The following is a 24,960-nucleotide window of genomic DNA, read 5'->3' as shown; positions in this document are numbered from 1 at the left end:
AAAAAACTAAGCCCTCCTAAAAAAGGACATCTAATTATTTGTTCCTGCTATCAAATTGACAGTTTATTTAAGAATACCTTGCCGCATATTTATTAACTCCTTTTAAATAGTCACTTAAATAATAGCACGTAAGAGCATATTTGTAAAGGAATCTCCAATTTTTTATCAAAAAGAGTACATGATTACAAAGTATCTGTAATCATGTACCAATATTTGTTATTTTACAATCTTCCAATTACTCCCGTTCTTTTCAAGTACCAAATCAAATTGAGATACCTGCGTTGCTTTGGTCTGCTGGTCGATATACTCCACTGTCAGCGATACCGTGACTTGATTATCCTTACGATTGTGAATAGGATTTACCAGTTCTTGAAAGATGTACTCTTTTCCGATTGGTTTTAATATCCCGTCATTCACATAGTAGGAAAGTTCACTGGCTGTCGCTGTAGGATAGAGCTTGAAGAACGTCGTTAAAAACTCATTGATTTCATTGGTTGTAATGGAATCAACCGTCCCCTCACTTTCAATGGCTTTTGGTTTATAACTTGATTTCTTAGGTATGTTGGTAATGGTCGGATTCTTAACCAGTACCATATTTCCAGAACCATCTACATAGACACTCACTATATAAGCAGAGTGGACGGTCTTTGTATTTTCTCCCTCTGTAATGAGCTGGTCTACACTGTAGGTTACATTAAACTCATTGTCGCCAGTTGGCTCTACCGTCCATATCTGAAATCCTCTTACAGAAGACGATACAGGAATATCTTTGCGTACTGTATCAACATTGAGAGCTTGAAGTTCATCTGTCAGATAGCCTTTTAGACTTTCCATTCGATTATCAATGGACTTATCGGATTGCTCCCATGAATAGTAGACTTTCGCAAAGTTCTCTACAAAATTTTCTACATGATGAGTATCAACGTATTCCTTTTCTATGATAGTTGTTTCGTGAATAGTATGAGTATCTATAGCTGTAAAGTGCTTGAATATCGCAAAGCTGAAACTAAGCCCTAAAAGTACCCACAAGGCAATCACAACCTTTTTATGAGGATTGACCTTATAGACACGAGGTTTCTTTTCCTTTGGTATCTGTTTTTCTTTATTCTGATTTTTTCTAAATTTCATCATTAAATCTTCCTTTCTCATTGTTTGATTCGTCCTGCTCCCACTAAATGCTGTTGCCAGTAGGGGCTTGTTAAGTCGGCATAACCGATTGGGTCGCCTGCATGAAACATACGGTTATTGCCAAGGTATATCCCAACATGAGTAATATAAGAGCCAGCGTTATAGGTAGAATGAAAGAAAACCAAATCGCCAGCTTGTGCTTCCGATAGTGGGATATGCTGGGTCACATCATATTGCTGTTGTGCGGTTCGTGGTAAGTTAATTCCAGCTTTTCCATACGTCCATTGTGTCAGTCCGCTACAATCAAAAGAAGTAGTCGGGGAAGCTCCACCGTAAACGTATCGCCAGCCCTCATATTTCAGTGCTTCGTCCATGATGGCTTGTACCGTATCATCATCAAACTCTGTTGTGACAAGATACTGCGTTACCAGTTGCACATAAAACATATTGCCATAGTTGTATCGCCAGCCCCCATTGATAGGTATGGCTATGGGATTGGGGTAAGACACTTTTTCGCCACCTGAATACTCTTTTGAGAAACTTTGAGCCAGTTCAAAGGTATATTTATTTCCACGATTAGCCACATACCCTAAGAAACCACCACCATAATTGTAGGACTGGATAACCGATTCTAAATCTACACTGAGCCTTTCGCTACTGGCTAATAATTCACTGAAATACTTCACACCTTGCTTAATGGATTCTTCTGTACTCAATGAATTAGGTGGAAGACCGAGGGATTCCGAGGACTGCATAACATCTTCCGCAGTACCGCCCGATTCCACCTGTATAATCGCAAGAAGTATGTTGACATATTCTTCAACGCCATATTCTTTGGCATATTTTTCTACCATAGGCTTATGAGCCAGCACTTCTGCGGAAACATTCACACCTCCATAATGAATATTGGAAATTCCGCTGTCCTGTTCATCTGAAAATAAAATGGCAACAAACAGAAGCAGTGAGAAGACCATCAAGAATAGCCCAGAACCACCAATCACTAAAGCTTTCAGTTTCATGGTTTCTTACTGCCTTTCTTGATAGTGGCGGATTTTATTGGTGGTCTATTTCTAAGGTTTTGGCTTTGAACTCTTTGAACAGTAGACGGACGCTCTTTTGTGACTGGACGTTGTGAAGCTCTGTCTGCTGGTGTAGTTGAAGTTGCTGGCTTTTGAACTGTTCTTTCTTGTGTAGTACGGTTTTGTCGTTCCGCTTTTAAACTTAAAGAATCGGACTTAACTGCTGGACGCTCCTGTTTGGCTTGTTGAGATTCCATGCGTGAAGTCTGAATAGAAGATTGTTTTGCGGTCTGTCCATCATGAGATTGTTCTTGCTTAGTAGCTGGTCTTTCATGAACGGAAGAAGCTGGCTGTTTTTTCTGTTTGACCTGTTCCATTTCAGAGCGACGCTCTGCAATGGTTTTGCGTCTTTGTTCCTGCTGTTCCTTGCGTCCGCTGGCTCTGTCTGCTCTGGTTTGAGAAATACTGGAAGTTAGGTCACGAACATTTTCTTTTGCTTTGGATTTTCCTTGATACACTGCATATCTTGCATTGGTCGGAATATCCTTAACCTGTTCTTTGAGATTACCAGCAGAATCAACGATTTTATCTTTGGTATCAGCAACTGCTCCGATTGTTTGTCCGATACGTTTTCCAAGTGTTGATTTTTCCTGTCCGTCTGGACGGGTGTGATCTGCTTGTGTCCTACCAGAACTACCCGACTGTCCTTGTTTTCCTGTAGCACTGGCAATGGCAGAGCCAGCACCTAAAGCTGTCATGGAGCGTCCAAGTTTACGCTGTAGGCGGTGCATATGAGCGTGCATAAGCATACGAGGTTTTCTCATCACACGACTTCCCACACTTTGAGAATCGTTGCTTTGAAGCGAAAACATACTCATTAAATCGCTCAGTTTGAAGTAGATTCCTGCAAAGGTCACAATCTGTAAAAAGGCAATCAAAAAGAACGGATAACCAGCCGATAAGGTATAGAGCATGGTTGAAATACTAAAGGCTGTCGTAATAATCAGCGTGATTCCAGCTCGTGTCAAAATGGTATTAAAGAGTTTGATAATGGCTCGTTTTGACATACCATCAAAGGACGGAATCATGCTTAAAATAAAGCTCACAGGCAGAAACATGGCATAGATGATAAAAAGTACCTGCGAGAAAATCATGATTCCTGTTAGTAGGAATACGAATATAGAAATCCCGATATTGAATACAAAGAGAAAGAAGACTGTACCCAAACGGTTAATAGTTTTTGTAATCGTCATGTTCACATTGTTTCTGTCTTCGATTTCTTCTGCTACAATTTTTTCTCTGTCTTCTCCATTATTACTGTCTGGACTGGTTGAAAGTAGACTTTCCACACGGTCAGCACCAATACTTTCAATGTCTGAACTGTTGTATTGAAGCAGTAGCCACGGTTGCTGAACCTGTATGGAAAACAGGCTATCTCTGATTAAGTCCACGCTGTCCTTGCCTTGACTATCGGAATGGGGCATGACAATCTTCGTGCCAAGTGATAAACTGGCATTACTGATGTCTGATGAAAAGTCATTGATTTTTTTAATGTAGTCGGGAGCGTAGGCAATAAAGGAAGCCGATAGGATAAACACCAGCACAAAATTCATAATGGCATGAATTGCCTTTGTGGTTTCTCTCTTTATCAGTCCCGTATAGGCAACATAAACCCCAAGAACCAAAATCAAGAGTAAGAGGAATCCAACATAGAAACCCTCTGTTGAAAATCCGTTTGCACTCACACCAGCTAAGGTCTGCATATTCTTACCAATGGAATCTGCTGTAGCGGAAATGAAGTCTAAGGAATAGGCTTCCTGTACTAAGTAACCTGTCGCATTGGAAACATACAAACTGATTGTCCAAATAAAATTGGTAATGGCATATAGTCCATACATGACCTGTTTTCCAATCCCGTCCGACCAGTTCCACGGAAGCCAGCCCCAGCTATTATCCACATAAAAATCCAGTTGATAGTTTTCAAGTGGGTATCGGCTGTATTCATTTGCCACATTGACCGTATCATCTACCAAGCCCGCAGCTTGAACCACCGTTCCCAGCATGGCTAAAAGAAAAATGGCAATCACAAGTGTGAAAGCCACTGTCATTGCCACTTTACCTAGACGTTTCAGCGTCCAGTTTGATTTTATTCTGTTTACTATTGATGGTTTCACATTTACACCTCTTTTCGCACAGGTGGTCTGGTATCAAAGGCATGGAGCAGTTCTTCAAATACAGGGTGGAACTGTATCACACCGACACGACCATATAAATCACTGATAAGGCATTGCCCGTTTTCCAAATCACGCAATCGCTTCTGATTGTTTTCGTCCTCTGGGTCTACACCAAAAAAGGCTAAGGTCTTTTTAATCTCGTTAAGGTCAGTGGAACGAAATGCAAATTTTAAGCCGAGGTTATTTTTCAGTTTTTCATCTAAGAGGTCGTCTGTATTTTGGGTCACGAAATATACCCCAGCGTTCATAGCACGACCAGCCCGAACCAGCTTCATAGATAGTGTTTTTCCTTGTGCTACCTGTAAAAAGCTCCATGCTTCGTCTAAATCTACAATCTTGAAAATGCTTCGGTCTGTATGGATAAAGTCTAAAGCAAAGGTACTAATGACAATCAGCATAGCAACGGATAAAAGCTCCATAGTGGTATATTCCTCAAAGGAAGTTTCCTTGTCGGGAAGTACCAAGTCCGCAACCTGTATAATGTTCAGTTGTTTTTCTAAGCTGATAGACTGCTCCACATAACCATTACTGAATAATAAATGTGCAAAGTCATAGTCTGTAAAACTTTCGATATGGTCGGCTATACTGGTACTTAGTGGCGTATTCTCAACCCGTAATTCCTCAATCACTTTCATCAACCCTCGTACTTCACTATTGGTTACTGCACGAATGGCTTTTCTAAGGATTGGGAAGCGTTCCCCATCACGAGAGGAAATCCCCGTAAGGAATGTCAGAATATCAATAGCCAGTGATTCAGAATCTTTGGGATTTTTCATAATCACATAAGGGTCAAGTAAGCCTTTGTTTTTCTCATCAGAAGTCAGAGTGACGATATTGATTTCATGGGAAATCTCTGGCAAGGTTTCTTTCCATCTGCCACGTTCTGCTTTTGGGTCTACAATCACTGCTTGTGCCCCATAAAGCACCGCATAATAGACGATAAGGTTATTCGCAAAGGATTTACCACCACCCAGCGAACCAACAAAAGCCGACGCTAACGCATTGGTTACTGAACCCTTAACCCCTTGACTGGTAAGAGCAGGTTTCAGATAGACATTGCGTCCAGTATCTAAGCTGTAGCCAACATAAATCCCCTCATTTTCCCCCAGCATTTGAGTAGCACCAAAACCTAAACCAGCGAGGAAATCAGAGGTCACGTATTGAATATAATCATTCATATAACGCTTGCTGGCAGGTAAAAATTCTTCATGTAAGCCGAGCATATCCCCAAATGGTCGTACCAGTTTTACGCTTAAATCGTCATAAAAATCTTTCACTTCATTACAACGACGTTTGAGTTCGTCAAGATCATTTGCTGATACCCTTACCACATAAGACAGCTTGTACATAGATTCCTTGCTTTGGTCTAAATTGGTTTCCAGCTCATTCACACTTTCCAGAGCTTCCGCCACATTGGAGCTGGTTTCATTATCACTTTGCCAAGCGTGGTTATCCAAGTCTTTCAGTTCTTTCTTTTTATTGCGGACAGTAGATAGGGCTTTACGATTCGCTACAATTTCCACATTCATTGACGTATCAATCGGGAATGTAAATTGCTGTTGCTGGTAGTAGAAGATTTCAGAGGACGGGAAGTCCAGTTCTCCGACAATGCTGTTAATGGTAAAGTAAGCTACATAGACGGTTTCATCTTCCTGCTGGATTTTCAAATATCGCTGTTTTTCTTCCACCAAACAGCGAGTAGGCTTAATCAAGTCATAGTATTTAATCAGCGTTTCATTATCCAGCTTTTTCTTTGATAGATGGTACTCATACTCTTCATAGGCAGTGCCTGTCTGTCCGTAAAGGTGTTCAATCAGATAGCCGAAGTCGTCCTTATCTAACCTGCGGATTTTGAAACGACGAGAGATTTTATTTTCTAAGAGCTTTTCCATCTTCTGAAAACGCAGGATTTCATCATTACTCATACTAACAAAATCGCCCATCAGCTTATGGTTCACATCATAGACAAAATCAGACAAAGCATTTTTTGCTTCAACGGTAAGACTTTTCATAGAAAACTCCTGATCGTTGAGAAGCAACTTAAAGCCGATAAAGAAACGGTAGTTCACTTGATTTTCGCCAATCATGGATATTAAAGCGTCTGTCTGTTGGTCGATTTTGTCATAGGCAACCGCTTTGAGCTTGCCAGTGACTTCATTTTTGGAACGCTCTTGTGCAGAACGTATGCTGGATTCTGTACTGATTTGTAAAGCATGAATTTTGCCATCACGATTTTGTGCGATAAGCTGTCTGAAAGAATCATGCACTTGTATTTTCTGTTCTGGACTTAGAAATGAGTAATTGTAAGGAACAAGCTCATAGTAAGCATAACATTCCCCGTCTTTATTCCAGACGAGATTGTTTTCAATGTATTTAATTGGATATGCCATAAAATTCACTCCTAACTGCTGTAATGGCTTCTTGTGGCTGGTTTCTGCCAAGCGTTACTTTTTTTCCTGCATAGGTCAGCTTTGGTCGCAGTGCATAAGCAATGACAGACTTCAAAAATCCATAAGGCTTTTTACCATCAAAAGTTTTTGTAGACATAAACCATGTGAAAGCCACAGGAATCCCAAAGTATTTGAGAAATGCTCCCTCTATCATGGAAAGAGGGGGCAAGTTGCCAAGTATCATCACTGCAAAGAGTGACACGACAAACCATGTCATTTGCGTAAAGGTTATGGGAAACGGAAGTCTAAAATCATTGATAGAATACAGTACCTTTTCCACAGACCAGATACTGGTATAGCTTCGTATTTTCTTCATGTAATCAATCCTTTCATAAAAAATAGGGGTAGCTGATTGAGCCACCCCGTAAAATAGAAAATCTGCCAGTAGTAATGTACCGACAGATTTAATAGACGATTTCAAAAATCCCATGATTGGTTGAGATAAACGTTCCTGAAAGGTCTAAATCCCGACCATAGGCTTGATAATCAATATAGTTTTGAAGACTAGCTGGTACTTCGCCTAAAGCACCCGTTTCTTCAATGTAGTAGCGTGCCACGTCATACATATCATCACAATCGGAATGAATGATAATATCCTCTTGATGTTCGCTTAGTTCTTCAATGCTTGAAAAATGAGTGAGCAGAGCAGATAGCTCCGATTGTAATTCTTCGGGTAATTCCGATACCATTTCCCATAGTCGATTGAGTTCGCCAATGGAAGTGTATTCGTCAACCGTAAAGGGTAACTCGTAGTCATGAATGGCGTATTCCTCATATTCATCATTCAAGCCGATTTTCTCTTTGACTTCCTCAAAGTCAATGGGAAAGGTAAACCACGCACCGACCAATTCGCCCTCATTGTATTTGCCTAAATTCGCAATATAGACTTGCATATCGTCCATATATTCACGTCCTTTCTTTGTAGAGATTCAAAAATCCCTACCGCACTTCGTTTGGTGTACCATTCCTTTGCGGAACATAAGAAAACCACTTATATTCCACAAAAGAACGGTTTTATTTAAGCACCAATAATGCGATTGAATAGCTCTAGTAAAATGTCTTTTACTCCAGCAGCGTTGAAGACTAAGCCAACCGCAATAATCGCAATAATTAAAAAGCCAATCAGTTTGCTAAACTCACGCTTGAAGCCAAGATACAAGCCAATCACAACGATTGCTAAAAGCACCAGTGATTGAGCGTTTGATAGAAACCAGTTATAAAGGTTTTGTCCAAAATTCATAAAAATGTTCTCCTCTCTATATTCAATGAATTTGTATTTGAGTTATTTTTTTGTTGTTATCACGTCCTGTTCTTTTACTGACTGTTGCTTCAAAATCTGCTTGTGTCGGTCTGTCAGTTTCGCATGGTCGAGAATGTCTTTTACAACCTGCGTCTGGTTGATTTCATCAAGTTTAATCGCAACCTTTAAGGTCGGGGCAACTTGATGAGATAGCCAGTTCAGCGTCCTTTGGAAGGAGTAAGGCTCTGGTTTTGTGGTTAGTTTTAATCGTTCACGATTGTTCCCAATAAACCAAGCCCATTCTTCATTCAGTTTCCAATCAGAACGAGGTTTGGAATCGTCTTTATCTACAAAACGGATATACCGATTGATAATTTTAAAGGCGGTATGCTCTGGATTGTCATAGACGAGTAAATCACGGACTGCATAATAGGCACGCTCATTTTTCAATCGAATCTCAAAACGGTTTTTTACTTCTGCGTCTTCAATGGGAATATCATTTTTCTTGTACTGCTCGTAGTCCTTTTCATAGATACAGAAATAAACTTCACTTTGTAATGAACCGATATAGAGGGTGTTTCCCATACATTCCTTTTCCTCTTTGCGTACCAGTTCGCCACTGCGATAGCTTTTAAAACTGCGGAAGACGGAGATACATTCTTCCTGTTGGCACTTTTCAGTGAGTACAGGGATATTTAAAATCCCTGTCTTATCGTTAATGGCAAGGTCAAGGCGTTTCATCACACCGCCAGCCACCAAAACGTCCATAAAGAACTCATACCAGCTTCTTTGTTGTGCCAGAAGATAGCTTTCAAATTGTCTGCACCCACGACCTTTCAATTCCACCAGAACTCCTTTGTCCAGTTCATGGGAGCAAAGGACGAATATGTCGCCTAAAGCATAATGCTCTGAATAAGAATAGAAACCATAGTCCTCATGAAGAAAATAGGACAGTTTCAGTTGTAAGATGTTTTCGACCACCTGCTGTACGTCTGTTGTCGGAAAGCGAATTCTTACATAATCAAACAGCATTTCAAGGGGAGCGTCGGGATTGAAGCGTTCCAGAGCTTCCCAAAGGGACTGCTGTAAATCCTCTGATGGCTTGACTTTTCCTGTTTCAATATCGCTTAGATACTGCCTTGTAATACCAGTCGCAACAGCTAAACGGTTTTGAGATAGTCCATAAGCCAAGCGTTTTTCTTTTAAATGCTGTAACCAAGTTTGTTCATTCAGTAAAAATCCCTCCAATCAAAAAGGCGTATGTCAACTTTTAAAGCCCATTTGACATACGCTGAAATTTTGTAAATCCCTTGTAACCAAAGGATTTTCTAATGTTTTTTTGACTGTTTCCTGTCGATTTGTACCCCCCTGTTAGATACGGGGGGTTAAGTGCTGGCGTGGCTATTGCCACACCAGCCAGCAAGATCAGTCCACACCTGCGACTTCCGCTTCGCACGTCGCCTGCGTGGACTGTCTGCTGTTGGATAACTTTTTAATTTCCTCCAAGAAATCATATCCTTTTGGTACAAGGGGAGTATAAAACTCTGATATGACACTTGTTCCTACATCAACATAGCCACGACCTTTGATTCGCTTTAAGAAGAAATCCTTTTGTACGTCACTGCCAAACATCATGCCATAGCCCATTTCAGACATACGACCTAAAGCCACTCTGAAATTAAACTGATCACGGATTCCGTCGCCTAAATATTTTGCGTCTGGACGTTGACAAGCCAGTATTAGAAAGAAGCCAGCTTGACGACCTAACATGACAATCTGTTTCAGCTTATTCATAACTGCGGTGTTTTCTTTTGTTCCCAGCATTTCCATGAAAGCGACGTATTCATCAAAGATTAAGAAGTGTGCCGGGAGACCTAAGTAAGCATAATTTTTGCCAGTCTTATAGTTCTTCATCTGCTTCATTTCCTCACTACGTTTCATCATTTCTTCATAGAATGTTTCAATGCAAGAAAGCAAGTCTTCTTTTCTATAGTAGACATTTGCCATCACAGAACCTAAGTCCGCAAGATCAGCATTTTTCGGGTCAAGAATATACAGTTTTGAATCTGTATGAAGCAAGGCTTCAATCAGTGTCAGTATAAAGTAAGTTTTACCGCCACCTGTACCACCAGCAATCAACATATGAGGGAGCTTATCATATTCCCACCATACGTTTTTCATTAAGCGAAGTTTACCATCTTTAGCTTCTACTTCATCAATAGAAATACGACTGGCTATGGTGTCATAGAGCAAAGTATATTCCACATAGGAATCCTTTAACTCTTTATCCGTCAGCTCACAGTACAAGCCACTCTCTAATTTCTTTTCCAAGTGTAAGAGTTGGTCTTGATATTTTCCCAGCGTGATTTCCACCCGTATCTGTATCAAGCCATTTTTAAGTCGATAATACATTTTAGGGAAGTAGGTTATCTTTTCCTTTGTACGACCAGCACTATCTTTAAAGAAACCCTCTGTTTTGACCTGTTCAGATTCATACCACTTGTTTTCAAGTATCATCTTTGCCAGTTTTTGACGGTGGTAAAGTTGTTTAACCGTATCATAGCGAACCCGTTTGAATACAAACGCTACCAGCAAGCAGATAAGAATTGCGACACTGAAACTGATAATTAAATAGGGAATGTCAATCTTATCTGCTTGTGATAGGTTAAAATCCTGCCAGTTGATCTGCTGGATTGTCTTCACATGAAACAGTCCGACAACCAGCAGGAAAACAGGCAGGAGTGACGCTATCGTAAAATGAAAGACTAAATCTTTACCAGATGGGCGAATCCTTTTACCACGCTGTTTCATGCGAAAAAGTCTCCTTTCTACCTAGCGACTATTTGTCTTGTGTCGGTTCTTTCTTTGCTTGTGGTTGAGCTTTGAATGAACTAGAATCCTTTGTCAGCACAATATCGTCTGCCTTGATATACCAGTCAACATCTGCTCCTTGATAGGTGGCAGTAGCAACGGTGTCCGCAATGGGATTGATAAGTTCCACCCGTGCGTTATAATCAAACTCTTTCAAAGGCACGCTGGCAGGAATACTTACTTGAATCATGCGTCCTTGTCCTTTGGATTTTAAGTCATAGGTACGTTCCTTGATTTCATCTGAAACCGACCCGTCTTCATTTTGGATTCTCACTTCACGACGTAGAGCAGAGAATTTCAATTCTCCAAAAGTCGTGTCTTTATCTAATACAATGCCATTTGCTAATCTCATCATTTTTCCTCTCTTTCTTTATTCTTTTATCATGTCGTCAGCATGTAAAAGGTAATTTGTAAAACCACGAGTGCCGATTTTGTAGCCCTCTGCGGTAATACGTGGATTGACTAACTTCACACGTTCCTCAAAGCCGAAATGTTTTTCGCCAGCTTCAGCAGGAAGCACCACCACAATATCATCTGCTCTTTGAACATCAGAATAGAGATTATAGCTTCTTGATAAGACAGTTAGCCGTCCGTTGATTCTTCGCTGAACGACTTTATCCTCGCCAGCAAATTCTAAATTGCCGAATGTTTTTTCCATGTTGGGAATCACAAATTTAAGTTCCATATTTTTACCTATCCTTTCTTTTTTATTGGCTGAATGAATGTTTGATGGTCTTAAAGAGTGGGGAACGACCTTTTGATTCTTGATTTTTTGTTTTCATAAGTTCACTTCCTTTCAAAATCGGGTAAAAAAATAGACACCTCATTTTTTGAAGTGTCTACCTATTAAATATTCAAATTTTATTGGAAGTATCTTTATATCTTCACTTTTCAAGGATAAATCGTCGTATCAAAGCTCATTCATAAGTAGTAAATTAGTAGTAAATTGAGTGGTTTTGACCTTGATAAAGTGTGATAAGTCCAGTTTTTATGCGGATAACTAGATTTTTATGCTATTTTTAATTAAAAAAGAGCAATAAGGTATACCTATTTGTCCTAATATGATTTTAGCAGTATAATTGACTTGGTGAATAGGTCATTTAAGTTGGGCATAATAGGAGGAGTAAAATGAAAAAATTTATTTATCGAGTTTTAGAAAATGACGAAGTGGTGGCTATTTTTAATGAGCAACAATATGCGCAAGATTTTATCGCTTACGAAAAGACAATTTCTGATAAGCAATTTGAAATTGAAAAAGTAGATATTGCTGATTGGTTATTGCAACCGAGAGAATTTTAGAGGTTGGTTGAAAATGGCTAAAATTGGTTATGCACGTGTCAGTAGCAAAGAACAGAACTTAGATCGGCAATTACAAGCGTTACAGGGCGTTTCTAAGGTCTTTTCAGACAAATTAAGCGGTCAATCGGTCGAACGCCCACAATTACAAGCTATGCTTAACTATATTCGTGAAGGGGATATTGTTATTGTTACTGAATTAGATCGATTAGGACGAAATAATAAAGAATTAACAGAATTGATGAATCAAATTCAAATTAAGGGGGCAACCCTGGAAGTCTTAAATTTACCCTCAATGAATGGTATTGAAGATGAAAATTTAAGGCGTTTGATTAATAGCCTTGTCATTGAATTGTACAAGTATCAAGCAGAATCAGAACGAAAAAAAATTAAGGAACGTCAGGCACAAGGAATCGAAATTGCTAAGAAAAAAGGCAAATTCAAAGGTCGTCTTCTGCAGAAGTATCGAAAGCCGTTGATTTAATGAGCCAACTTGGATTGAGAGTAAAAGAAGCTGTCAATATCCGTGTGGAGCATTTTGTGGCGAAAAACGGAGGGCTACAGCTAAATATTCCTGATAAAAAGGGGGCAGGCATTACCAAGGGAGGACGATTTCGTGAGGTTGAAGTACCCAAAGACTTTGTCGAGTCGTTACAGAGCTTTTTAACAGGAAAAGAACCAACAGATAGGCTTGTGGCTGTTTCTTATGATACGGTGCGCAAAGGGGTTCATACAGCTTGTAAAAAAGCAGGGATTGAACAGGCAGGGCGAGGTTGTCATGGATTTCGACATTCCTATGCACGTGACCGTTTTGCACAGCTTGCTTCAGCAGAACAAAAAAATATGATGGATAGGATTTTAGATAATCGATCAATTGGTCGTAAAGCCGATTATGGCATGGTGTCAGAGCATGATAAGGAGTTGTACGAAAGTACACGTGCGGTCATGAACCAAGTTCATAGTGAATTAGGGCATGGAAATAATCGTTGGAGACTGGCAATGGTTTATTTGAGGGAATAAAGGGAGTGCTGCGGTTGGCCCGTGCGTTCTTTTTGGCACGGATCGACTGCAACACGGATATGTATTGTCGAAAAAAATGGGCAAGAAAAAAAGCCCTATGCTATGATTAGAGTGTCGAATTCTTAATCTGAACATGGGGGCTTTTATGCTCTCCCGAAAGAGAGGTTTTTCTAATGTATATACAAGCGTATGATACCACGGTTCGTGAAGAAAATGCAATATTAATTGACTATAGTACAGTGATGTATCCAAAAGGCAATGAAGGTGGGTATGTAGCTGTTGGCACAAAAGTAGATGGTATCTATAAACAGCGTATGGTGACTGTGTTAGATTGGATAAATGCGATAGATTATGATGTGAATTGTTATTTGTCAGTGAATACATATTATAAGCCCCAACGTAATGTACGTTCTGTACGTCATTTGAACGCCTTTTATGTTGACATAGATTACTATAAACACGGTGTGTCGTTTGATGATGTGATGCAAGCTTTACAGCATCATATCGAGTATGAACGGATTGTGAAACCGACTTATATTATTGATTCAGGACGTGGAATTTATCTCATTTTTAAAATTGAGGATGTTCCAGGGAAATATAAACAAACAAAAAATCTTTATAGTGCAGTACAGCAGTATATCTGTGACCTCTTTGCAGATGTTGGAGCTGATTACGGTGCGAAAGATATCGCAAGGGTATTACGTGTACCAACGACAATGAATACAAAAGCGAATAAACGTGTCACGATATTGGAGCATAACACAGATGCTATCTACACAATGGCAATGTTTAGAGAGTTAGTTTATCCATTTGGGCTTGAGAGGGCATCAGAAGCCCCTGTAAAGGCTCCTAGAAAAAAAGGGAAGCTAAAATACCTGTATAATACTTACACGCTGTACAAGGCTCGTAGCGAGGATTTAAAGACTGTCTGTAAATTACGTAATTATGATGTTCGTGGGATGCGTGACAAGTTTCTATTTGTCTATCACTATTTTATGATGCAGATCCATCAAGTGGAGCAAGTAGCCCTGTATTACACGTTAAATCTTAATGATGACTTTGTAGAGCCGTTAGAGGAAAAAGAGGTAAAGAGCCTTGTCAAATCATCTGTAAGGGCATATTACGACCATTTAGAGGACAAAACTAAGGGTTATAACTACAAGAATGAAACATTAATAGATTTGTTAGAGATAAAAGAGGACGAGCAGGCTCATTTAAAGACGATTATCTCTAAGTCTATTAAATATGCTCGTAATAATGAGAGACGTAGAGTTGTGGGCACACGTAGTGATTATCTTGAGCAACAAAAAGAGCAGACAGAGGACAAGCTATGGTTGTTAAAAGAAGCGTTGAAACGTCGTCCTAATGCGACTAATAAAGAGTTGATGGAGTATTTAAACTGGTCTTTAAGAACAGTGCAAAATTATAAAAAGAAACTTAATGAATAGGACTTTAGACAGGGGTGCAAGGGTACGCTCTTTATATAGTGGGTGTTGCGAGCGAATGCGAGGCAAGAAAACCGTAGTACATTGGGAGAGGAGTATCTATGGATATATTCACACCTGGTTTATCCATTCGGGCTTGAGAGGGCACCAGAAGCCCCTGTAAATAGGAAGGCTTTGGATTAGACCTTTTTTTATTTTGACATTTTATGTCGAAACTATATATTTTTAAAACCTAGTATCCTATACTTCACCTATAGGAGGGATATTATGTCAAAAATAAGTAAAATTTTCACAGCGTTATTTGCAACACTTATTGTATTTAGTTTTTTGGGTAATGCGTCAGCAGCAAATTTAACACAGGAACAAAAAGAATTGTATTACAAAGAATATGTTTCTATTGTTGAAGAGACAAATTCTAAGTATGGTTCAGACTTAAAACTTACAGCATTCGAAGATTGGAAATCTACAGAATGGGTGACACCAGAAGATTTCAAAGAAATAGCAACAGATATGGCTAATGCAGAGTGGGTTGTAGAACCGGACACAGGTATTAAACCTTTGTCAACAACTGTCGCTTCAAAGTCAGCTTCAGTTAAATTAAAAAATACAGATGTTAAAGTTACAGTAAGTGCTTCTTTTAATACAATTCTTGTTAGTGACCGACAAGTGTTTTCACCTAATCTTAACTATGTTAGATCTTCTTCAAATCCAGGAACATGGTCTCAAATGAGTTATAATCCAATCCTACAGGATGGCAATAGAACAATGATCTTGGATGTTTCAGGTGCTTGGAGTTATAATGGACTTAATGATACTACAAATATTCGAGTAACTTTCTACTGTTCTTCAACAGGGTCAGTTAGTTAAAAAATTAAATAATCTATAAGGGTGTCGATAAAAATAATTTATTTATCGACACTTTTTTTAAACCATAAATTCTTAAATTTCTCTTATTGAAAAATAATACTTGCAGCTGCAACAACTTTACGCATTCGCTTATATTCATCAAGAAGTGTATGGCAGTGCTTTTTTATGCAGGATTTTATACATAGTTTGAGGTACTGGATTCCGTACAAACTAGCATTCTATCAATAATGTATAAAAAATGAATACTGGATGTGGTAGGGGATTCTTTATAAACCTTGCTATGATAAGGATTTGGGTTGAAAATAGCTTCCTTCTTTGGTTGTTATGTCAACTGATCATGTATGGTGCATGTATAAAATTTTGGCATGTAGTGATGATTGATTGGCTAGGTAATGTTATACTAGATGCATACCCCCCCTTTACCTTCTGCACAAGGTAGAGGGGGGGTATTTGTATGGTTTGCTATTTGAGAAAAGATGAGCGAAGAGGTAAGTAAAACTATCTCGAATTAAGAAGGATATAATAAATATTGGTAGAATTTATATATTTAGGTAATGTATAAATTGATAGATTGGAGTGTGTTAGTATGTTGAAGAAAAAAATGATTCTTACTGTGTTAACTATCTTTTTGATTACAGGGTTATTTGGTTTTACAGGAGTAAATACGGCTAAAGCTGAAACTTCTGAAGGAACAGAAGCTTCAGCTTTAGCTGCATGTACCAATGTTTCATTAACTATATTTGAACAAAATTTACAAACTGGTAAAGTTGTTTTTATTGTTAAAAGTAATCCGGGGAATACTGTAAAATTTGATATTACTAAATTCGGTACTGATGAAGTCGTTGCAAGTTCATATCTAAATGCAACTAATGGTACTTCTACAGTAACGGAATATTTAAAACCTGGTTTCTATTATGCTTCAGCATATCAATATGCACCATGTGCAGGTAATAGTAATGGAATACAATTTGGAATGTAAATTTAATATGTTTGACCTTCTAAATATCCTTGAACATTAATCGTAAATTTCGATAGATCAAAATTGTGTTCTTGTATAACTTCTGTTGCTATCTTTTGTATTTTCAACTTAGTACTTTCATCAAGATTTTCAACAGGTAATTTAATGTGTATTTTAGCTTCTTTTTCAGATAAAGCATTAGGTTCTATCGCAAATGCTTTGTAGTTATTTTCAATTAATTTAAGCCCAATCTGACCACCTAAATCGTCTATTTGGGATTTAAAATCTTGTGTTTCAGAGAGAACATTAATTACATTAATTTTAATTTGTTCTGGGTTAAATTTGTTTTTCTTTATTACACTAGAAGCTATACTCTGTATCTTGTCTTTTAAAGCTTTATCTACTTTTTGTTCAACAGGGAATTTTACTGTGAATTCAACAGGTTTATTGTTCAATTCCCCATGTTGTAACGTAAATTGCAAGTTTTCTTTCTTTAATTCTTTGCCGATATTATCCATCAACTTAGAGAGTTCTAATTCTTCTTTACTGATGTTAAGAGTTTCCGTTTGAACTTTTTTAATCTCATTTGCGAAAGAGTGAGATTGTTTGACAAAAACAGCAGACAGAACTACTACAGAAACACAGACTAGAAATACGAACATTTTGATGAAAAATTTTTTTCTCATTTATTTAACAGCTCCTTTTCAGCTATAGTCATAATATGAGAAAATTACTGGTAATTATTCATATTGATTAAGGGAATTTTTGGATATTTAAATCAAAAACAAAGGGGATTGAAAAGGACTTTCCGAATGAAAGTCCTTTTATGTTTACCTTATGGAGATCGATTATGTCGACCATCAGAACCTTTCATGAAGGAGGAGAGCAGGATTTGTTGAATGATAGTTTAGAGTATTGTCCGCACTGTCATACCAATTTACAGGGGGATGCCATACCAGAAGAACAGCAAAAATCCTATAATGCCACACATTTTACAAGAAAAATTGGCATGACCACGGTAAAAGCCGATCGAATTTTGTATTGGCAATGTCCTGATTGTGATGGAAAGTGGTCAATAAAATAAAGTTACTTTTAATACTTTAAGTAATCGATTGATTGGTTTTATTAGATTTTATCGAAATTCAGATGCATAATGATTATGAACAGTAAATCGTCCACTACCTTTCCCCAAAGGTATGTGAAGGGCAAAGCCATTATTTCTTCGGTAAAAGAAATAATGGCCTTTTTAAAAAATAAACACATCTTTTAAAAAGATGTGTTTATTTTTTCTTTATGTTTGTTATAGATGTATATTTTAACAGTACTTTCATTTACAAGTTTATTAGAAAATAGCTTTTTCCCTAACGTTGTATGAATTGTATTTTCTATTTCCTTGCCAATAGTTTCTTGGTTGTTTCTTTCTAGGAATGTATCTACTTCAATAATTAGTTCTGGGGGAGAATCTGGTGGGGTAATACTCATATTTATTTTGTCAAAGTAATTTGAATGAGCCTTAGATATATCGTTATCTATAGTTTTGCCTATTTCACTTATTAAATTATGTCTTTCCAACAGTTCTTTGTTTACCATTGGGCTTTCACTTTTTTTTACATTAACGTTATAAGCTTCAAATTTAGTAGACTTAATTAAACTTTTCACAATGTCTTTTACTTCCTGTTTCACTGAATCATAATACTCTTGATTTCCAAGAACGCCTATATATATCTTTTGTATTATTATCAACGTGTATTTTAATACTAACTCCACTTATGTCATATTTTCCTGACAGTTTTTCTTCTATCTTTTCCATCATTTTAACGTCGGCATTTTTTTGTGGTGGACTAATGTTTTTTTCAGCAGAACTATTTAACGTTGCTAATCCGAAGTTTAATAGAAGAACCCCCATGATGCTTAAGACTACAATAAGGACTTTTTTTCTAATAAACCCCATCTCCTCTCATTTAACGATATGAGCAGATATTAAGATGTATTCGATTTTTTTCGGGTTCATATAACATTCTAACGATTTTTTTGACATCGAAGTTATAAGTGCTGTGGTTGATCCGTGTAAAAGCAAGCACAGCACTTATTTACTTTTTTAAAATCCTAACAAGGTGATACTGCATATTTATCGAAATATTAGAGAATGTCAATTAAAGGGGGTACTGGTTTGAAAATAGGGGAAATTATAGAAGCATTAAAGCATGGTAAAGCATTGGCTGACTTAGGGAAAGAACTTTCTGTAGGGAAAGAAAAGTTAAGTAAGGCACTTAAAAAAGCAGGCTATGTGTTTAATCGAAGAACTGGATGGACGTTCATGGGATCGGGTCAAGAACCATTAAACAAAGAGTATACAGAGTTTATTGACCAAAGTAGAAGCGTAAAAAAAGAGAATGCGAACGTTCCAACGAAGGTGCAAACAAACGTTGTTTCTAAGGTTTATTTAAACGAACAAACAAAGGAATTAACGAAAGAACGAATTAAGGTTGTTAGGAAACGTTCTTCTTTTGACATAAATATAGAACTCTTGAAAGACTTAAAAATACAAGCAGTCATTCATGATAAAAATGTTTACGAAATTGTAGAAAATGCGATTAGAAAAGAATTAGAGGAAATGAAAAAGGGATAATTTATTTACTACAGAGGAGTGAATAAGCCCATTACTTTATGACAAAAAGTAGTGGGCTTTTTTATATAGAACTAAATCAATGGAATAATTAGAAACCTTCTAGTCTATGATAAAGCATTTAGTAGATTGGAGGTGTTTTGTATATATGAAAAAGGTATTTTTCTTTTTATATGTCCTTGGCGTAATTGCTAATGTAATTACTATTATTAGTTTTGTAAGGGGGATTTTTTAAATTGTAACGCAGATTCAAAAAGGAATAGGAATTCTTTCCTTTTTGAATCGAGTACAGCAAGCCAGCGTAGCTGGTGCGGTAGTGTTTTTGCTAGATTTGGAGGGTCGAAAATGGTATATTGTAAAATATAAATATTTACCTTTTCGACATGCTCTAGCGTGGTCTATGCTCACCTCCACTGGCAATTTGTTTTGTTTATGACGTGAGATTATTCAATTTTTGCTAGAGTGCTGTTTGTACTTACCTTCACTGTCTCATAGGGAGATATAACGTAAGAAGTTACAGCATAAAAGCGTTTTAAACGCAATTTTGGCATCAGAAGTCTTGATTACGCAATGACGTAAATGAACATATGATGCACCCATTAAATACATTGGAATTACCACAAGCGTAGTCGTGTATTGGGATATAAACAAACAGGGAGGCACTAAGTGTCTGTTTAAATCGTTTGATTGATGAAGCAGAAAGCCTATTGGCTATTTTTGCGTGTTAAAAATTATATAAGGGGACATTTAGTGTCCAATTTAAACTGATTGAGCGTTATCGCACATTCGGTTTTTTTGCGTTTTACGCAATTGAAAAATAAAAATCAAAAAAGGAGGACTGTGAACAAAAAATACAAAAGGAGTTTTCAAAGAGGGTATGAAAAGAAATTAAAGCTTACGAACGTTACAACGAAGGTTCAAATGAACGTTGGTTCTAAGGTTTATTTGAACGAACCAACAAAGAACAGATTGTTAAATTTTTTATGTTTTATTAATTGCTCGGTACGAGCAAAGGGTTTTGATTTTCTATCAGCGTTAGCTGATTTACGTTGCGTAGCAGCGTAACATTGGACAGCTTGCTGTCTTCGTTGCAAAGCAACGACATGCTTTTTAGCTCGCCTGTTAAGGCTTGAGCGGATGTTTTAAGCTGATATACCGATTACCTTATTTTTTACACAAATACATATGATGCGATACCCCACCTTAGGGTAAGTGGCTCAACAGAGCCACGCACCCTAAGGTGGATTGAGAGATGCCAAATTTGAGAGGAGGTGAAAGTTTTGAGTAGAAAAAGGTCAAGAAATAGCAAGGCGAGAGCATCCATCGTGCATGATGTGAAGACTGCATTGGATGCGATTGATATGATTGGACACTCGAAAAAAGACGCTCGCAAAGAGGGGATCAAAGGCATTCATTCGTTAAAACAAAAATCCAACAGCATGTCAGATTGCCAAAACTTCGTCAAATGGGTGAGGGCTGAACATGGGGTTCGTAAGTTGGACCACCTAACGGAGCAACACTATAAAGCCTATTTTGCTTATCTTGAGGACAAAGGCATCTCCAAAGGGCACATGATTAACGTGGAAACGTCCTTACGACTCTTAGAACATGGTCATAAAATGGCTTCTAAAGAGGGTGAGAGCAATTTTGCAGGTTTTTGTACAGAAAACCGTCTTTATGTACTAGAACGAAACGAAAGCTTGCAAAATCGCTCGTATGAGCGTTGGGAGATAGATGCTATAAAAAAACAAGTTTCTGCAGAAGTATCGAAAGCCGTTGATTTAATGAGCCAACTTGGATTGAGAGTAAAAGAAGCTGTCAATATCCGTGTGGAGCATTTTGTGGCGAAAAACGGAGGGCTACAGCTAAATATTCCTGATAAAAAGGGGGCAGGTAGCGACAATGACAGAAATGATGATTGTCATCTTGCCACGCCATAGTTGCACCAGTAAATCAATCAAATCAATCTGTTCCGGGTCAAGGTTTTGCCCAGAAACATTATTATTTTCTACTCTCATCATTACCCTAACGGACGTTATAATTTTAGGTCTGCATAGTGTAGTGATAATCTTAGTGAATACTATAGGATAAATGATAAAAACAATGAATTATTGCACGGGTTACAAAAGACAATCAGGGCGAAACCGCCCTGATCAGAGAAGATTAGTCGCTGCCAAAGAGATCTCGTGTGTAGACTTTGTCTGCCACATCCTTAAGCTCTTCTGCCATACGGTTGGAGATAATGACGTCGGCTTGTTGTTTGAAGGTGGCGAGATCACGTTCCAGGCGAGAGTTGAAGAATGAGTCTTCTTTCATTACCGGTTCGTAAATGATTACTTCAACGCCTTTCGCCTTGATACGCTTCATAATCCCCTGAATGGAAGACGCACGGAAGTTATCTGACCCGCTCTTCATAATCAGACGATAAATACCCACCACTTGCGGCTTGCGTGACAAAATGGCATCGGCAATAAAGTCTTTACGCGTGCGGTTAGCATCGACAATTGCCGAGATCAGGTTATTCGGCACAGACTGATAGTTCGCCAGTAACTGCTTGGTATCTTTCGGCAGACAATAACCACCATAACCAAACGACGGATTATTGTAATGGTTGCCAATACGCGGATCGAGACAAACGCCTTCGATAATCTGGCGAGTATTCAGACCTAAACTTTCTGCATAGCTATCCAGTTCATTAAAGTATGCTACGCGCATCGCCAGATAGGTATTAGCGAAAAGTTTAATCGCTTCTGCTTCAGTGGAGTCGGTAAACAGGGTTGGGATATTTTGCTTAATCGCGCCTTCCTGTAATAACGCAGCGAAACGTTCTGCGCGTTCTGAACGCTCACCGATGACAATACGTGACGGATGAAGGTTATCGTAAAGGGCTTTACCCTCACGGAGAAATTCGGGTGAGAATATAATATTTTCAGTACGATATTTCTTATGCATCGCTGCGGTAAAACCAACGGGAACCGTTGATTTGATGACCATAACCGCATAAGGATTTATCTCAACTACGTCTTTAATTACTGATTCTACACTGGATGTATTGAAATAATTAGTTTTAGGATCATAGTCGGTTGGAGTGGCGATGATGACATAATCAGCCCCCCGGTAGGCTTCATTTTTATCTAATGTGGCATTAAAGTGTATTTTATCTGATTGCAAAAACTGCTGAATTTCCTTATCAACAATAGGAGATATCCGATCATTCAGCATAGCAACGCGTGACGGTAAAATATCTAATGCCACAACCTCATGATTTTGTGCGATTAGAAGCCCGTTTGACAAGCCTACATAGCCAGTACCGGAAATGGTGATTTTCATTTCATGCTCTCAGAATTAACTTAACTGTGAATCATGATGTTTTTAGCATCCTGATAAGAGCTAAAAGTTTTAACGCTACGTTGTTCGATGGTCAACGCAACGAAAAACAATTCAGAATTTCTTTATAAGAATAGCTGATATTTATTAAGTTAATATTAAGCAGTGAAATTTAGTCTATAAGATAATTGGCAAAAAAAGCCCGACACAATATACGCCGGGCCTCAATTTTATTGTTGGTTAAATCAGATTAATCCAGCCATTCGGTATGGAACACACCTTCTTTATCAATGCGCTTATAAGTATGCGCACCGAAATAGTCACGCTGTGCCTGGATCAGGTTCGCAGGCAAAACAGCGGCACGGTAGCTATCATAATAAGCAACCGCAGCGGCGAAGGTAGGAACCGGGATACCGTTCTGTACTGCATAAGCAACGACATCACGCAGCGCCTGCTGGTAGTCATCGGCAATTTGCTTGAAGTACGGAGCCAACAGCAGGTTAGCGATCTGCGGATTTTCGGCATATGCATCGGTGATTTTCTGCAGGAACTGCGCACGGATGATGCAGCCAGCACGGAAAATCTTCGCGATTTCACCGTAGTTCAGATCCCAGTTGTACTCTTCAGACGCAGCACGCAGTTGAGAGAAGCCCTGAGCGTAAGAAACGATTTTGCCCAGATACAGCGCACGGCGAACTTTTTCGATGAACTCAGCCTTGTCGCCTGCTGGCTGCGCTTGCGGGCCAGAGAGAACTTTAGATGCGGCAACGCGCTGATCTTTCAGAGACGAGATATAACGTGCAAACACAGACTCGGTAATTAGCGACAGCGGTTCGCCGAGATCCAGCGCGCTCTGGCTAGTCCATTTACCGGTACCTTTGTTAGCTGCTTCATCCAGGATCACATCAACCAGGTAGTTACCGTCTTCATCTTTTTTAGTGAAGATGTCTTTAGTGATGTCGATCAGGTAGCTGCTCAGTTCACCGTTATTCCACTCGGTAAAGGTTTGTGCCAGTTCTTCGTTAGAGAGATTAAGACCACCTTTAAGCAGAGAATAGGCTTCAGCAATCAGTTGCATATCACCGTATTCAATACCGTTGTGAACCATCTTCACATAATGGCCTGCGCCATCAGCACCGATATAGGTAACGCATGGCTCACCGTCTTCAGCCACTGCGGCGATCTTGGTAAGGATCGGAGCAACCAGTTCATAGGCTTCTTTCTGGCCACCAGGCATAATGGAAGGACCTTTCAGCGCGCCCTCTTCACCACCGGAAACACCGGTACCAATGAAGTTAAAGCCTTCAGCAGAAAGCTCACGATTACGACGAATGGTGTCCTGGAAGAAGGTATTACCACCATCGATGATGATGTCACCTTTATCGAGGTATGGCTTAAGGGAATCAATAGCAGCATCCGTGCCTGCACCTGCTTTCACCATTAACAGGTAGTATGACCCGTACGGGATTCGAACCCGTGTTACCGCCGTGAAAGGGCGGTGTCTTAACCACTTGACCAACGGGCCCATGGCGGAGAAGGAGGGATTTGAACCCTCGCGCCGGTTACCCGACCTACACCCTTAGCAGGGGCGCCTCTTCAGCCTCTTGAGTACTTCCCCAAAATAAAAAATGGCTCCGAAGGCAGGACTCGAACCTGCGACAACCTGATTAACAGTCAGGTGCTACTACCAACTGAGCTACTTCGGAATAATGGTGGGCCTAAATGGACTCGAACCATCGACCTCACGCTTATCAGGCGTGCGCTCTAACCAGCTGAGCTATAGGCCCTTGGAGCGGGTGATGGGAATCGAACCCACGACATCAGCTTGGAAGGCTGAGGTTTTACCATTAAACTACACCCGCATAAATGGTGGGTCAGGACGGAATCGAACCGCCGACACTTAGAGCTTCAATCTAATGCTCTACCAACTGAGCTACTGACCCATTTCGTCCATGCTAAGCTTTCTCACTCTTTTGCTTCTCATGACTTTTATTTTAAAAATGGCGGTCCCGACCGGGATCGAACCGGCGATCTCCTGCGTGACAGGCAGGCATGTTAACCGCTACACCACGGGACCTTTTGGTTGCGGGGGCCGGATTTGAACCAACGACCTTCGGGTTATGAGCCCGACGAGCTACCACTGCTCCACCCCGCGATAATTTTATGTTGTTTCGAGTTTTTAAAGCACCATTTATAAAAATTTAAAACTGGAGGAGGTAGAGGGATTCGAACCCCCGCGCGGTGTTACCCGCCTGTCGGTTTTCAAGACCGATCCCTTCAGCCAGACTTGGGTATACCTCCGTTACAATATATAAATGGTGGACCTTGCAGGACTCGAACCTGCGACCGGACGGTTATGAGCCGTCTGCTCTAACCAACTGAGCTAAAGGTCCTTTAAGATGGCGGCAGAGGGGATCGAACCCCCGACCTTACGGGTATGAACCGTACGCTCTAGCCAGCTGAGCTACGCCGCCAGGAT

The 24,960-nt window shown here is 39.3% G+C and carries 24 protein-coding genes, 11 tRNA genes and 2 pseudogenes; 9 read left to right on the top strand and 28 right to left on the bottom strand.

Features of this window, described 5'->3' with window-relative positions; all coding sequences use genetic code 11:
* Positions 1-216: 216 nt before the first annotated feature.
* The 11 genes from QH639_RS01735 to QH639_RS01680 all read right to left on the bottom strand — a co-directional run bounded on the left by QH639_RS01735 (position 217) and on the right by QH639_RS01680 (position 11,627).
* Positions 217-1,149 (bottom strand): conjugal transfer protein, encoded by a 933-nt coding sequence (locus tag QH639_RS01735; protein ID WP_001224319.1) that lies wholly within the window; start codon positions 1,147-1,149, stop codon positions 217-219.
* A complete protein-coding gene (locus QH639_RS01730) occupies positions 1,146-2,147 on the bottom strand; it encodes a bifunctional lytic transglycosylase/C40 family peptidase (RefSeq protein WP_001574272.1) in 1,002 nt (333 codons plus the stop codon). Before QH639_RS01730 ends, QH639_RS01735 begins: the two co-directional genes overlap by 4 nt.
* A complete protein-coding gene (locus QH639_RS01725) occupies positions 2,144-4,321 on the bottom strand; it encodes a CD3337/EF1877 family mobilome membrane protein (protein WP_001574271.1) in 2,178 nt (725 codons plus the stop codon). Before QH639_RS01725 ends, QH639_RS01730 begins: the two co-directional genes overlap by 4 nt.
* Positions 4,322-4,323: 2 nt before the next feature.
* A complete protein-coding gene (tcpF, locus tag QH639_RS01720) occupies positions 4,324-6,771 on the bottom strand; it encodes a conjugal transfer ATPase TcpF (protein ID WP_113833227.1) in 2,448 nt (815 codons plus the stop codon).
* Positions 6,755-7,147 carry a conjugal transfer protein gene (locus tag QH639_RS01715; protein ID WP_000723888.1) on the bottom strand — a complete coding sequence of 131 codons (393 nt, stop codon included), beginning with the start codon at positions 7,145-7,147 and terminating at the stop codon, positions 6,755-6,757. Before QH639_RS01715 ends, tcpF begins: the two co-directional genes overlap by 17 nt.
* Before the next feature lie 88 nt (positions 7,148-7,235).
* Positions 7,236-7,733 (bottom strand): antirestriction protein ArdA, encoded by a 498-nt coding sequence (locus QH639_RS01710; RefSeq protein ID WP_000342539.1) that lies wholly within the window; start codon positions 7,731-7,733, stop codon positions 7,236-7,238.
* A 116-nt stretch (positions 7,734-7,849) separates the two neighbouring features.
* Positions 7,850-8,071, bottom strand: a complete 222-nt coding sequence (locus QH639_RS01705; protein WP_001009056.1) for a hypothetical protein — start codon at positions 8,069-8,071, stop codon at positions 7,850-7,852.
* A gap of 42 nt (positions 8,072-8,113) precedes the next feature.
* Positions 8,114-9,319: a MobT family relaxase gene (gene mobT / locus QH639_RS01700; RefSeq protein WP_000398284.1), complete on the bottom strand. Its 1,206-nt coding sequence runs from the start codon at positions 9,317-9,319 to the stop codon at positions 8,114-8,116.
* Positions 9,320-9,496: 177 nt separating this feature from the next.
* A complete protein-coding gene (locus tag QH639_RS01690; protein ID WP_000813488.1) occupies positions 9,497-10,882 on the bottom strand; it encodes an FtsK/SpoIIIE domain-containing protein in 1,386 nt (461 codons plus the stop codon).
* 28 nt (positions 10,883-10,910) lie between these two features.
* Positions 10,911-11,294: a YdcP family protein gene (locus tag QH639_RS01685; RefSeq protein WP_001234286.1), complete on the bottom strand. Its 384-nt coding sequence runs from the start codon at positions 11,292-11,294 to the stop codon at positions 10,911-10,913.
* 18 nt (positions 11,295-11,312) lie between these two features.
* The gene (locus QH639_RS01680) at positions 11,313-11,627 is read right to left on the bottom strand and encodes a YdcP family protein (protein ID WP_000420682.1); all 315 of its coding nucleotides are present in this window, start codon (positions 11,625-11,627) and stop codon (positions 11,313-11,315) included.
* A 443-nt stretch (positions 11,628-12,070) separates the two neighbouring features.
* On the opposite strand from QH639_RS01680, the gene QH639_RS01675 reads away from it, so the two are divergent.
* The 6 genes and pseudogenes from QH639_RS01675 to QH639_RS01650 all read left to right on the top strand — a co-directional run bounded on the left by QH639_RS01675 (position 12,071) and on the right by QH639_RS01650 (position 16,549).
* A complete protein-coding gene (locus QH639_RS01675) occupies positions 12,071-12,241 on the top strand; it encodes a hypothetical protein (RefSeq protein ID WP_000713595.1) in 171 nt (56 codons plus the stop codon).
* 13 nt (positions 12,242-12,254) lie between these two features.
* Positions 12,255-12,689, top strand: a pseudogene (locus tag QH639_RS01670) (recombinase family protein); the annotation flags it as partial.
* Between the two features lie 47 nt (positions 12,690-12,736).
* Positions 12,737-13,258, top strand: a complete 522-nt coding sequence (locus QH639_RS01665; protein WP_281115586.1) for a site-specific integrase — start codon at positions 12,737-12,739, stop codon at positions 13,256-13,258.
* Between the two features lie 173 nt (positions 13,259-13,431).
* Complete coding sequence (locus tag QH639_RS01660; RefSeq protein WP_281115585.1) at positions 13,432-14,706, top strand: hypothetical protein; 1,275 nt, start codon at positions 13,432-13,434, stop codon at positions 14,704-14,706.
* A 264-nt stretch (positions 14,707-14,970) separates the two neighbouring features.
* Positions 14,971-15,570 carry a hypothetical protein gene (locus QH639_RS01655; RefSeq protein ID WP_281115584.1) on the top strand — a complete coding sequence of 200 codons (600 nt, stop codon included), beginning with the start codon at positions 14,971-14,973 and terminating at the stop codon, positions 15,568-15,570.
* A gap of 586 nt (positions 15,571-16,156) precedes the next feature.
* Complete coding sequence (locus QH639_RS01650; RefSeq protein ID WP_281115583.1) at positions 16,157-16,549, top strand: hypothetical protein; 393 nt, start codon at positions 16,157-16,159, stop codon at positions 16,547-16,549.
* 2 nt (positions 16,550-16,551) lie between these two features.
* On the opposite strand, the gene QH639_RS01645 is transcribed toward QH639_RS01650, so the two are convergent.
* Positions 16,552-17,214, bottom strand: a complete 663-nt coding sequence (locus QH639_RS01645) for a hypothetical protein (protein ID WP_281115582.1) — start codon at positions 17,212-17,214, stop codon at positions 16,552-16,554.
* A gap of 164 nt (positions 17,215-17,378) precedes the next feature.
* Between QH639_RS01645 and QH639_RS01640 the strand changes: the two genes are divergently transcribed.
* A complete protein-coding gene (locus QH639_RS01640; RefSeq protein WP_274797580.1) occupies positions 17,379-17,612 on the top strand; it encodes a hypothetical protein in 234 nt (77 codons plus the stop codon).
* 182 nt (positions 17,613-17,794) lie between these two features.
* Here the strand turns inward: QH639_RS01640 and QH639_RS01635 are convergent, their stop codons facing one another.
* Positions 17,795-18,211: a hypothetical protein gene (locus tag QH639_RS01635; protein ID WP_281115580.1), complete on the bottom strand. Its 417-nt coding sequence runs from the start codon at positions 18,209-18,211 to the stop codon at positions 17,795-17,797.
* A gap of 4 nt (positions 18,212-18,215) precedes the next feature.
* On the bottom strand, positions 18,216-18,479 hold the full coding sequence (locus tag QH639_RS01630) for a hypothetical protein (protein WP_281115578.1): 264 nt from the start codon (positions 18,477-18,479) through the stop codon (positions 18,216-18,218).
* 219 nt (positions 18,480-18,698) lie between these two features.
* Between QH639_RS01630 and QH639_RS01625 the strand changes: the two genes are divergently transcribed.
* Positions 18,699-19,157: a hypothetical protein gene (locus QH639_RS01625; protein WP_281115577.1), complete on the top strand. Its 459-nt coding sequence runs from the start codon at positions 18,699-18,701 to the stop codon at positions 19,155-19,157.
* 1,277 nt (positions 19,158-20,434) lie between these two features.
* Entirely contained in the window at positions 20,435-21,094 is a 660-nt protein-coding gene (locus QH639_RS01620; protein WP_281115576.1) for a hypothetical protein, read from the top strand.
* On the opposite strand, the gene QH639_RS26440 is transcribed toward QH639_RS01620, so the two are convergent.
* The 14 genes and pseudogenes from QH639_RS26440 to QH639_RS01555 form a co-directional block, all read right to left on the bottom strand.
* The gene (locus QH639_RS26440) at positions 21,020-21,175 is read right to left on the bottom strand and encodes a Wzz/FepE/Etk N-terminal domain-containing protein (RefSeq protein WP_481817316.1); all 156 of its coding nucleotides are present in this window, start codon (positions 21,173-21,175) and stop codon (positions 21,020-21,022) included. The genes QH639_RS01620 and QH639_RS26440 overlap by 75 nt on opposite strands.
* A gap of 142 nt (positions 21,176-21,317) precedes the next feature.
* On the bottom strand, positions 21,318-22,484 hold the full coding sequence (gene ugd, locus QH639_RS01615) for a UDP-glucose 6-dehydrogenase (RefSeq protein ID WP_000704886.1): 1,167 nt from the start codon (positions 22,482-22,484) through the stop codon (positions 21,318-21,320).
* A gap of 247 nt (positions 22,485-22,731) precedes the next feature.
* Positions 22,732-23,928: pseudogene (gnd, locus tag QH639_RS01610) on the bottom strand (decarboxylating NADP(+)-dependent phosphogluconate dehydrogenase); the annotation flags it as partial.
* A 6-nt stretch (positions 23,929-23,934) separates the two neighbouring features.
* Positions 23,935-24,006, bottom strand: a tRNA-Glu gene (locus tag QH639_RS01605).
* 2 nt (positions 24,007-24,008) lie between these two features.
* Positions 24,009-24,099, bottom strand: a tRNA-Ser gene (locus tag QH639_RS01600).
* An 11-nt stretch (positions 24,100-24,110) separates the two neighbouring features.
* Positions 24,111-24,187 (bottom strand) — tRNA-Asn (locus tag QH639_RS01595).
* 4 nt (positions 24,188-24,191) lie between these two features.
* Positions 24,192-24,268: transfer RNA gene (locus tag QH639_RS01590), tRNA-Ile, on the bottom strand.
* A gap of 1 nt (position 24,269) precedes the next feature.
* Positions 24,270-24,343, bottom strand: a tRNA-Gly gene (locus tag QH639_RS01585).
* 5 nt (positions 24,344-24,348) lie between these two features.
* A tRNA-Phe gene (locus QH639_RS01580) sits at positions 24,349-24,424 on the bottom strand.
* 58 nt (positions 24,425-24,482) lie between these two features.
* A tRNA-Asp gene (locus QH639_RS01575) sits at positions 24,483-24,558 on the bottom strand.
* 3 nt (positions 24,559-24,561) lie between these two features.
* Positions 24,562-24,636, bottom strand: a tRNA-Met gene (locus tag QH639_RS01570).
* Positions 24,637-24,689: 53 nt separating this feature from the next.
* Positions 24,690-24,782, bottom strand: a tRNA-Ser gene (locus QH639_RS01565).
* A 15-nt stretch (positions 24,783-24,797) separates the two neighbouring features.
* Positions 24,798-24,874, bottom strand: a tRNA-Ile gene (locus tag QH639_RS01560).
* A gap of 7 nt (positions 24,875-24,881) precedes the next feature.
* Positions 24,882-24,955 (bottom strand) — tRNA-Met (locus QH639_RS01555).
* Positions 24,956-24,960 lie beyond the last annotated feature (5 nt).

It is taken from the genome of Lysinibacillus sp. 1 U-2021 (assembly GCF_029916965.1).
Lineage (GTDB): Bacteria > Bacillota > Bacilli > Bacillales_A > Planococcaceae > Lysinibacillus > Lysinibacillus capsici.
The sequence above is the reverse complement of the archived record's forward strand: the minus strand, read 5'-3'. Positions and strand labels throughout refer to the sequence as shown.

Excerpts from the sequence above, each read along its gene's own strand:
- QH639_RS01710 (WP_000342539.1), bottom strand. The coding sequence starts at position 7,733 with ATGGACGATATGCAAGTCTATATTGCGAATTTAGGCAAATACAATGAG.
- QH639_RS01715 (WP_000723888.1), bottom strand. The coding sequence starts at position 7,147 with ATGAAGAAAATACGAAGCTATACCAGTATCTGGTCTGTGGAAAAGGTA.
- QH639_RS01640 (WP_274797580.1), top strand. The coding sequence starts at position 17,379 with ATGTCGACCATCAGAACCTTTCATGAAGGAGGAGAGCAGGATTTGTTG.
- QH639_RS01660 (WP_281115585.1), top strand. The coding sequence starts at position 13,432 with ATGTATATACAAGCGTATGATACCACGGTTCGTGAAGAAAATGCAATA.
- QH639_RS01685 (WP_001234286.1), bottom strand. The coding sequence starts at position 11,294 with ATGAGATTAGCAAATGGCATTGTATTAGATAAAGACACGACTTTTGGA.
- QH639_RS01675 (WP_000713595.1), top strand. The coding sequence starts at position 12,071 with ATGAAAAAATTTATTTATCGAGTTTTAGAAAATGACGAAGTGGTGGCT.
- QH639_RS01735 (WP_001224319.1), bottom strand. The coding sequence starts at position 1,149 with ATGAGAAAGGAAGATTTAATGATGAAATTTAGAAAAAATCAGAATAAA.
- QH639_RS01690 (WP_000813488.1), bottom strand. The coding sequence starts at position 10,882 with ATGAAACAGCGTGGTAAAAGGATTCGCCCATCTGGTAAAGATTTAGTC.
- QH639_RS01650 (WP_281115583.1), top strand. The coding sequence starts at position 16,157 with ATGTTGAAGAAAAAAATGATTCTTACTGTGTTAACTATCTTTTTGATT.
- QH639_RS01680 (WP_000420682.1), bottom strand. The coding sequence starts at position 11,627 with ATGGAACTTAAATTTGTGATTCCCAACATGGAAAAAACATTCGGCAAT.
- QH639_RS01645 (WP_281115582.1), bottom strand. The coding sequence starts at position 17,214 with ATGAGAAAAAAATTTTTCATCAAAATGTTCGTATTTCTAGTCTGTGTT.
- QH639_RS01655 (WP_281115584.1), top strand. The coding sequence starts at position 14,971 with ATGTCAAAAATAAGTAAAATTTTCACAGCGTTATTTGCAACACTTATT.
- QH639_RS01630 (WP_281115578.1), bottom strand. The coding sequence starts at position 18,479 with ATGGGGTTTATTAGAAAAAAAGTCCTTATTGTAGTCTTAAGCATCATG.
- QH639_RS01705 (WP_001009056.1), bottom strand. The coding sequence starts at position 8,071 with ATGAATTTTGGACAAAACCTTTATAACTGGTTTCTATCAAACGCTCAA.
- QH639_RS01730 (WP_001574272.1), bottom strand. The coding sequence starts at position 2,147 with ATGAAACTGAAAGCTTTAGTGATTGGTGGTTCTGGGCTATTCTTGATG.
- tcpF (WP_113833227.1), bottom strand. The coding sequence starts at position 6,771 with ATGGCATATCCAATTAAATACATTGAAAACAATCTCGTCTGGAATAAA.
- QH639_RS26440 (WP_481817316.1), bottom strand. The coding sequence starts at position 21,175 with ATGATGAGAGTAGAAAATAATAATGTTTCTGGGCAAAACCTTGACCCG.
- ugd (WP_000704886.1), bottom strand. The coding sequence starts at position 22,484 with ATGAAAATCACCATTTCCGGTACTGGCTATGTAGGCTTGTCAAACGGG.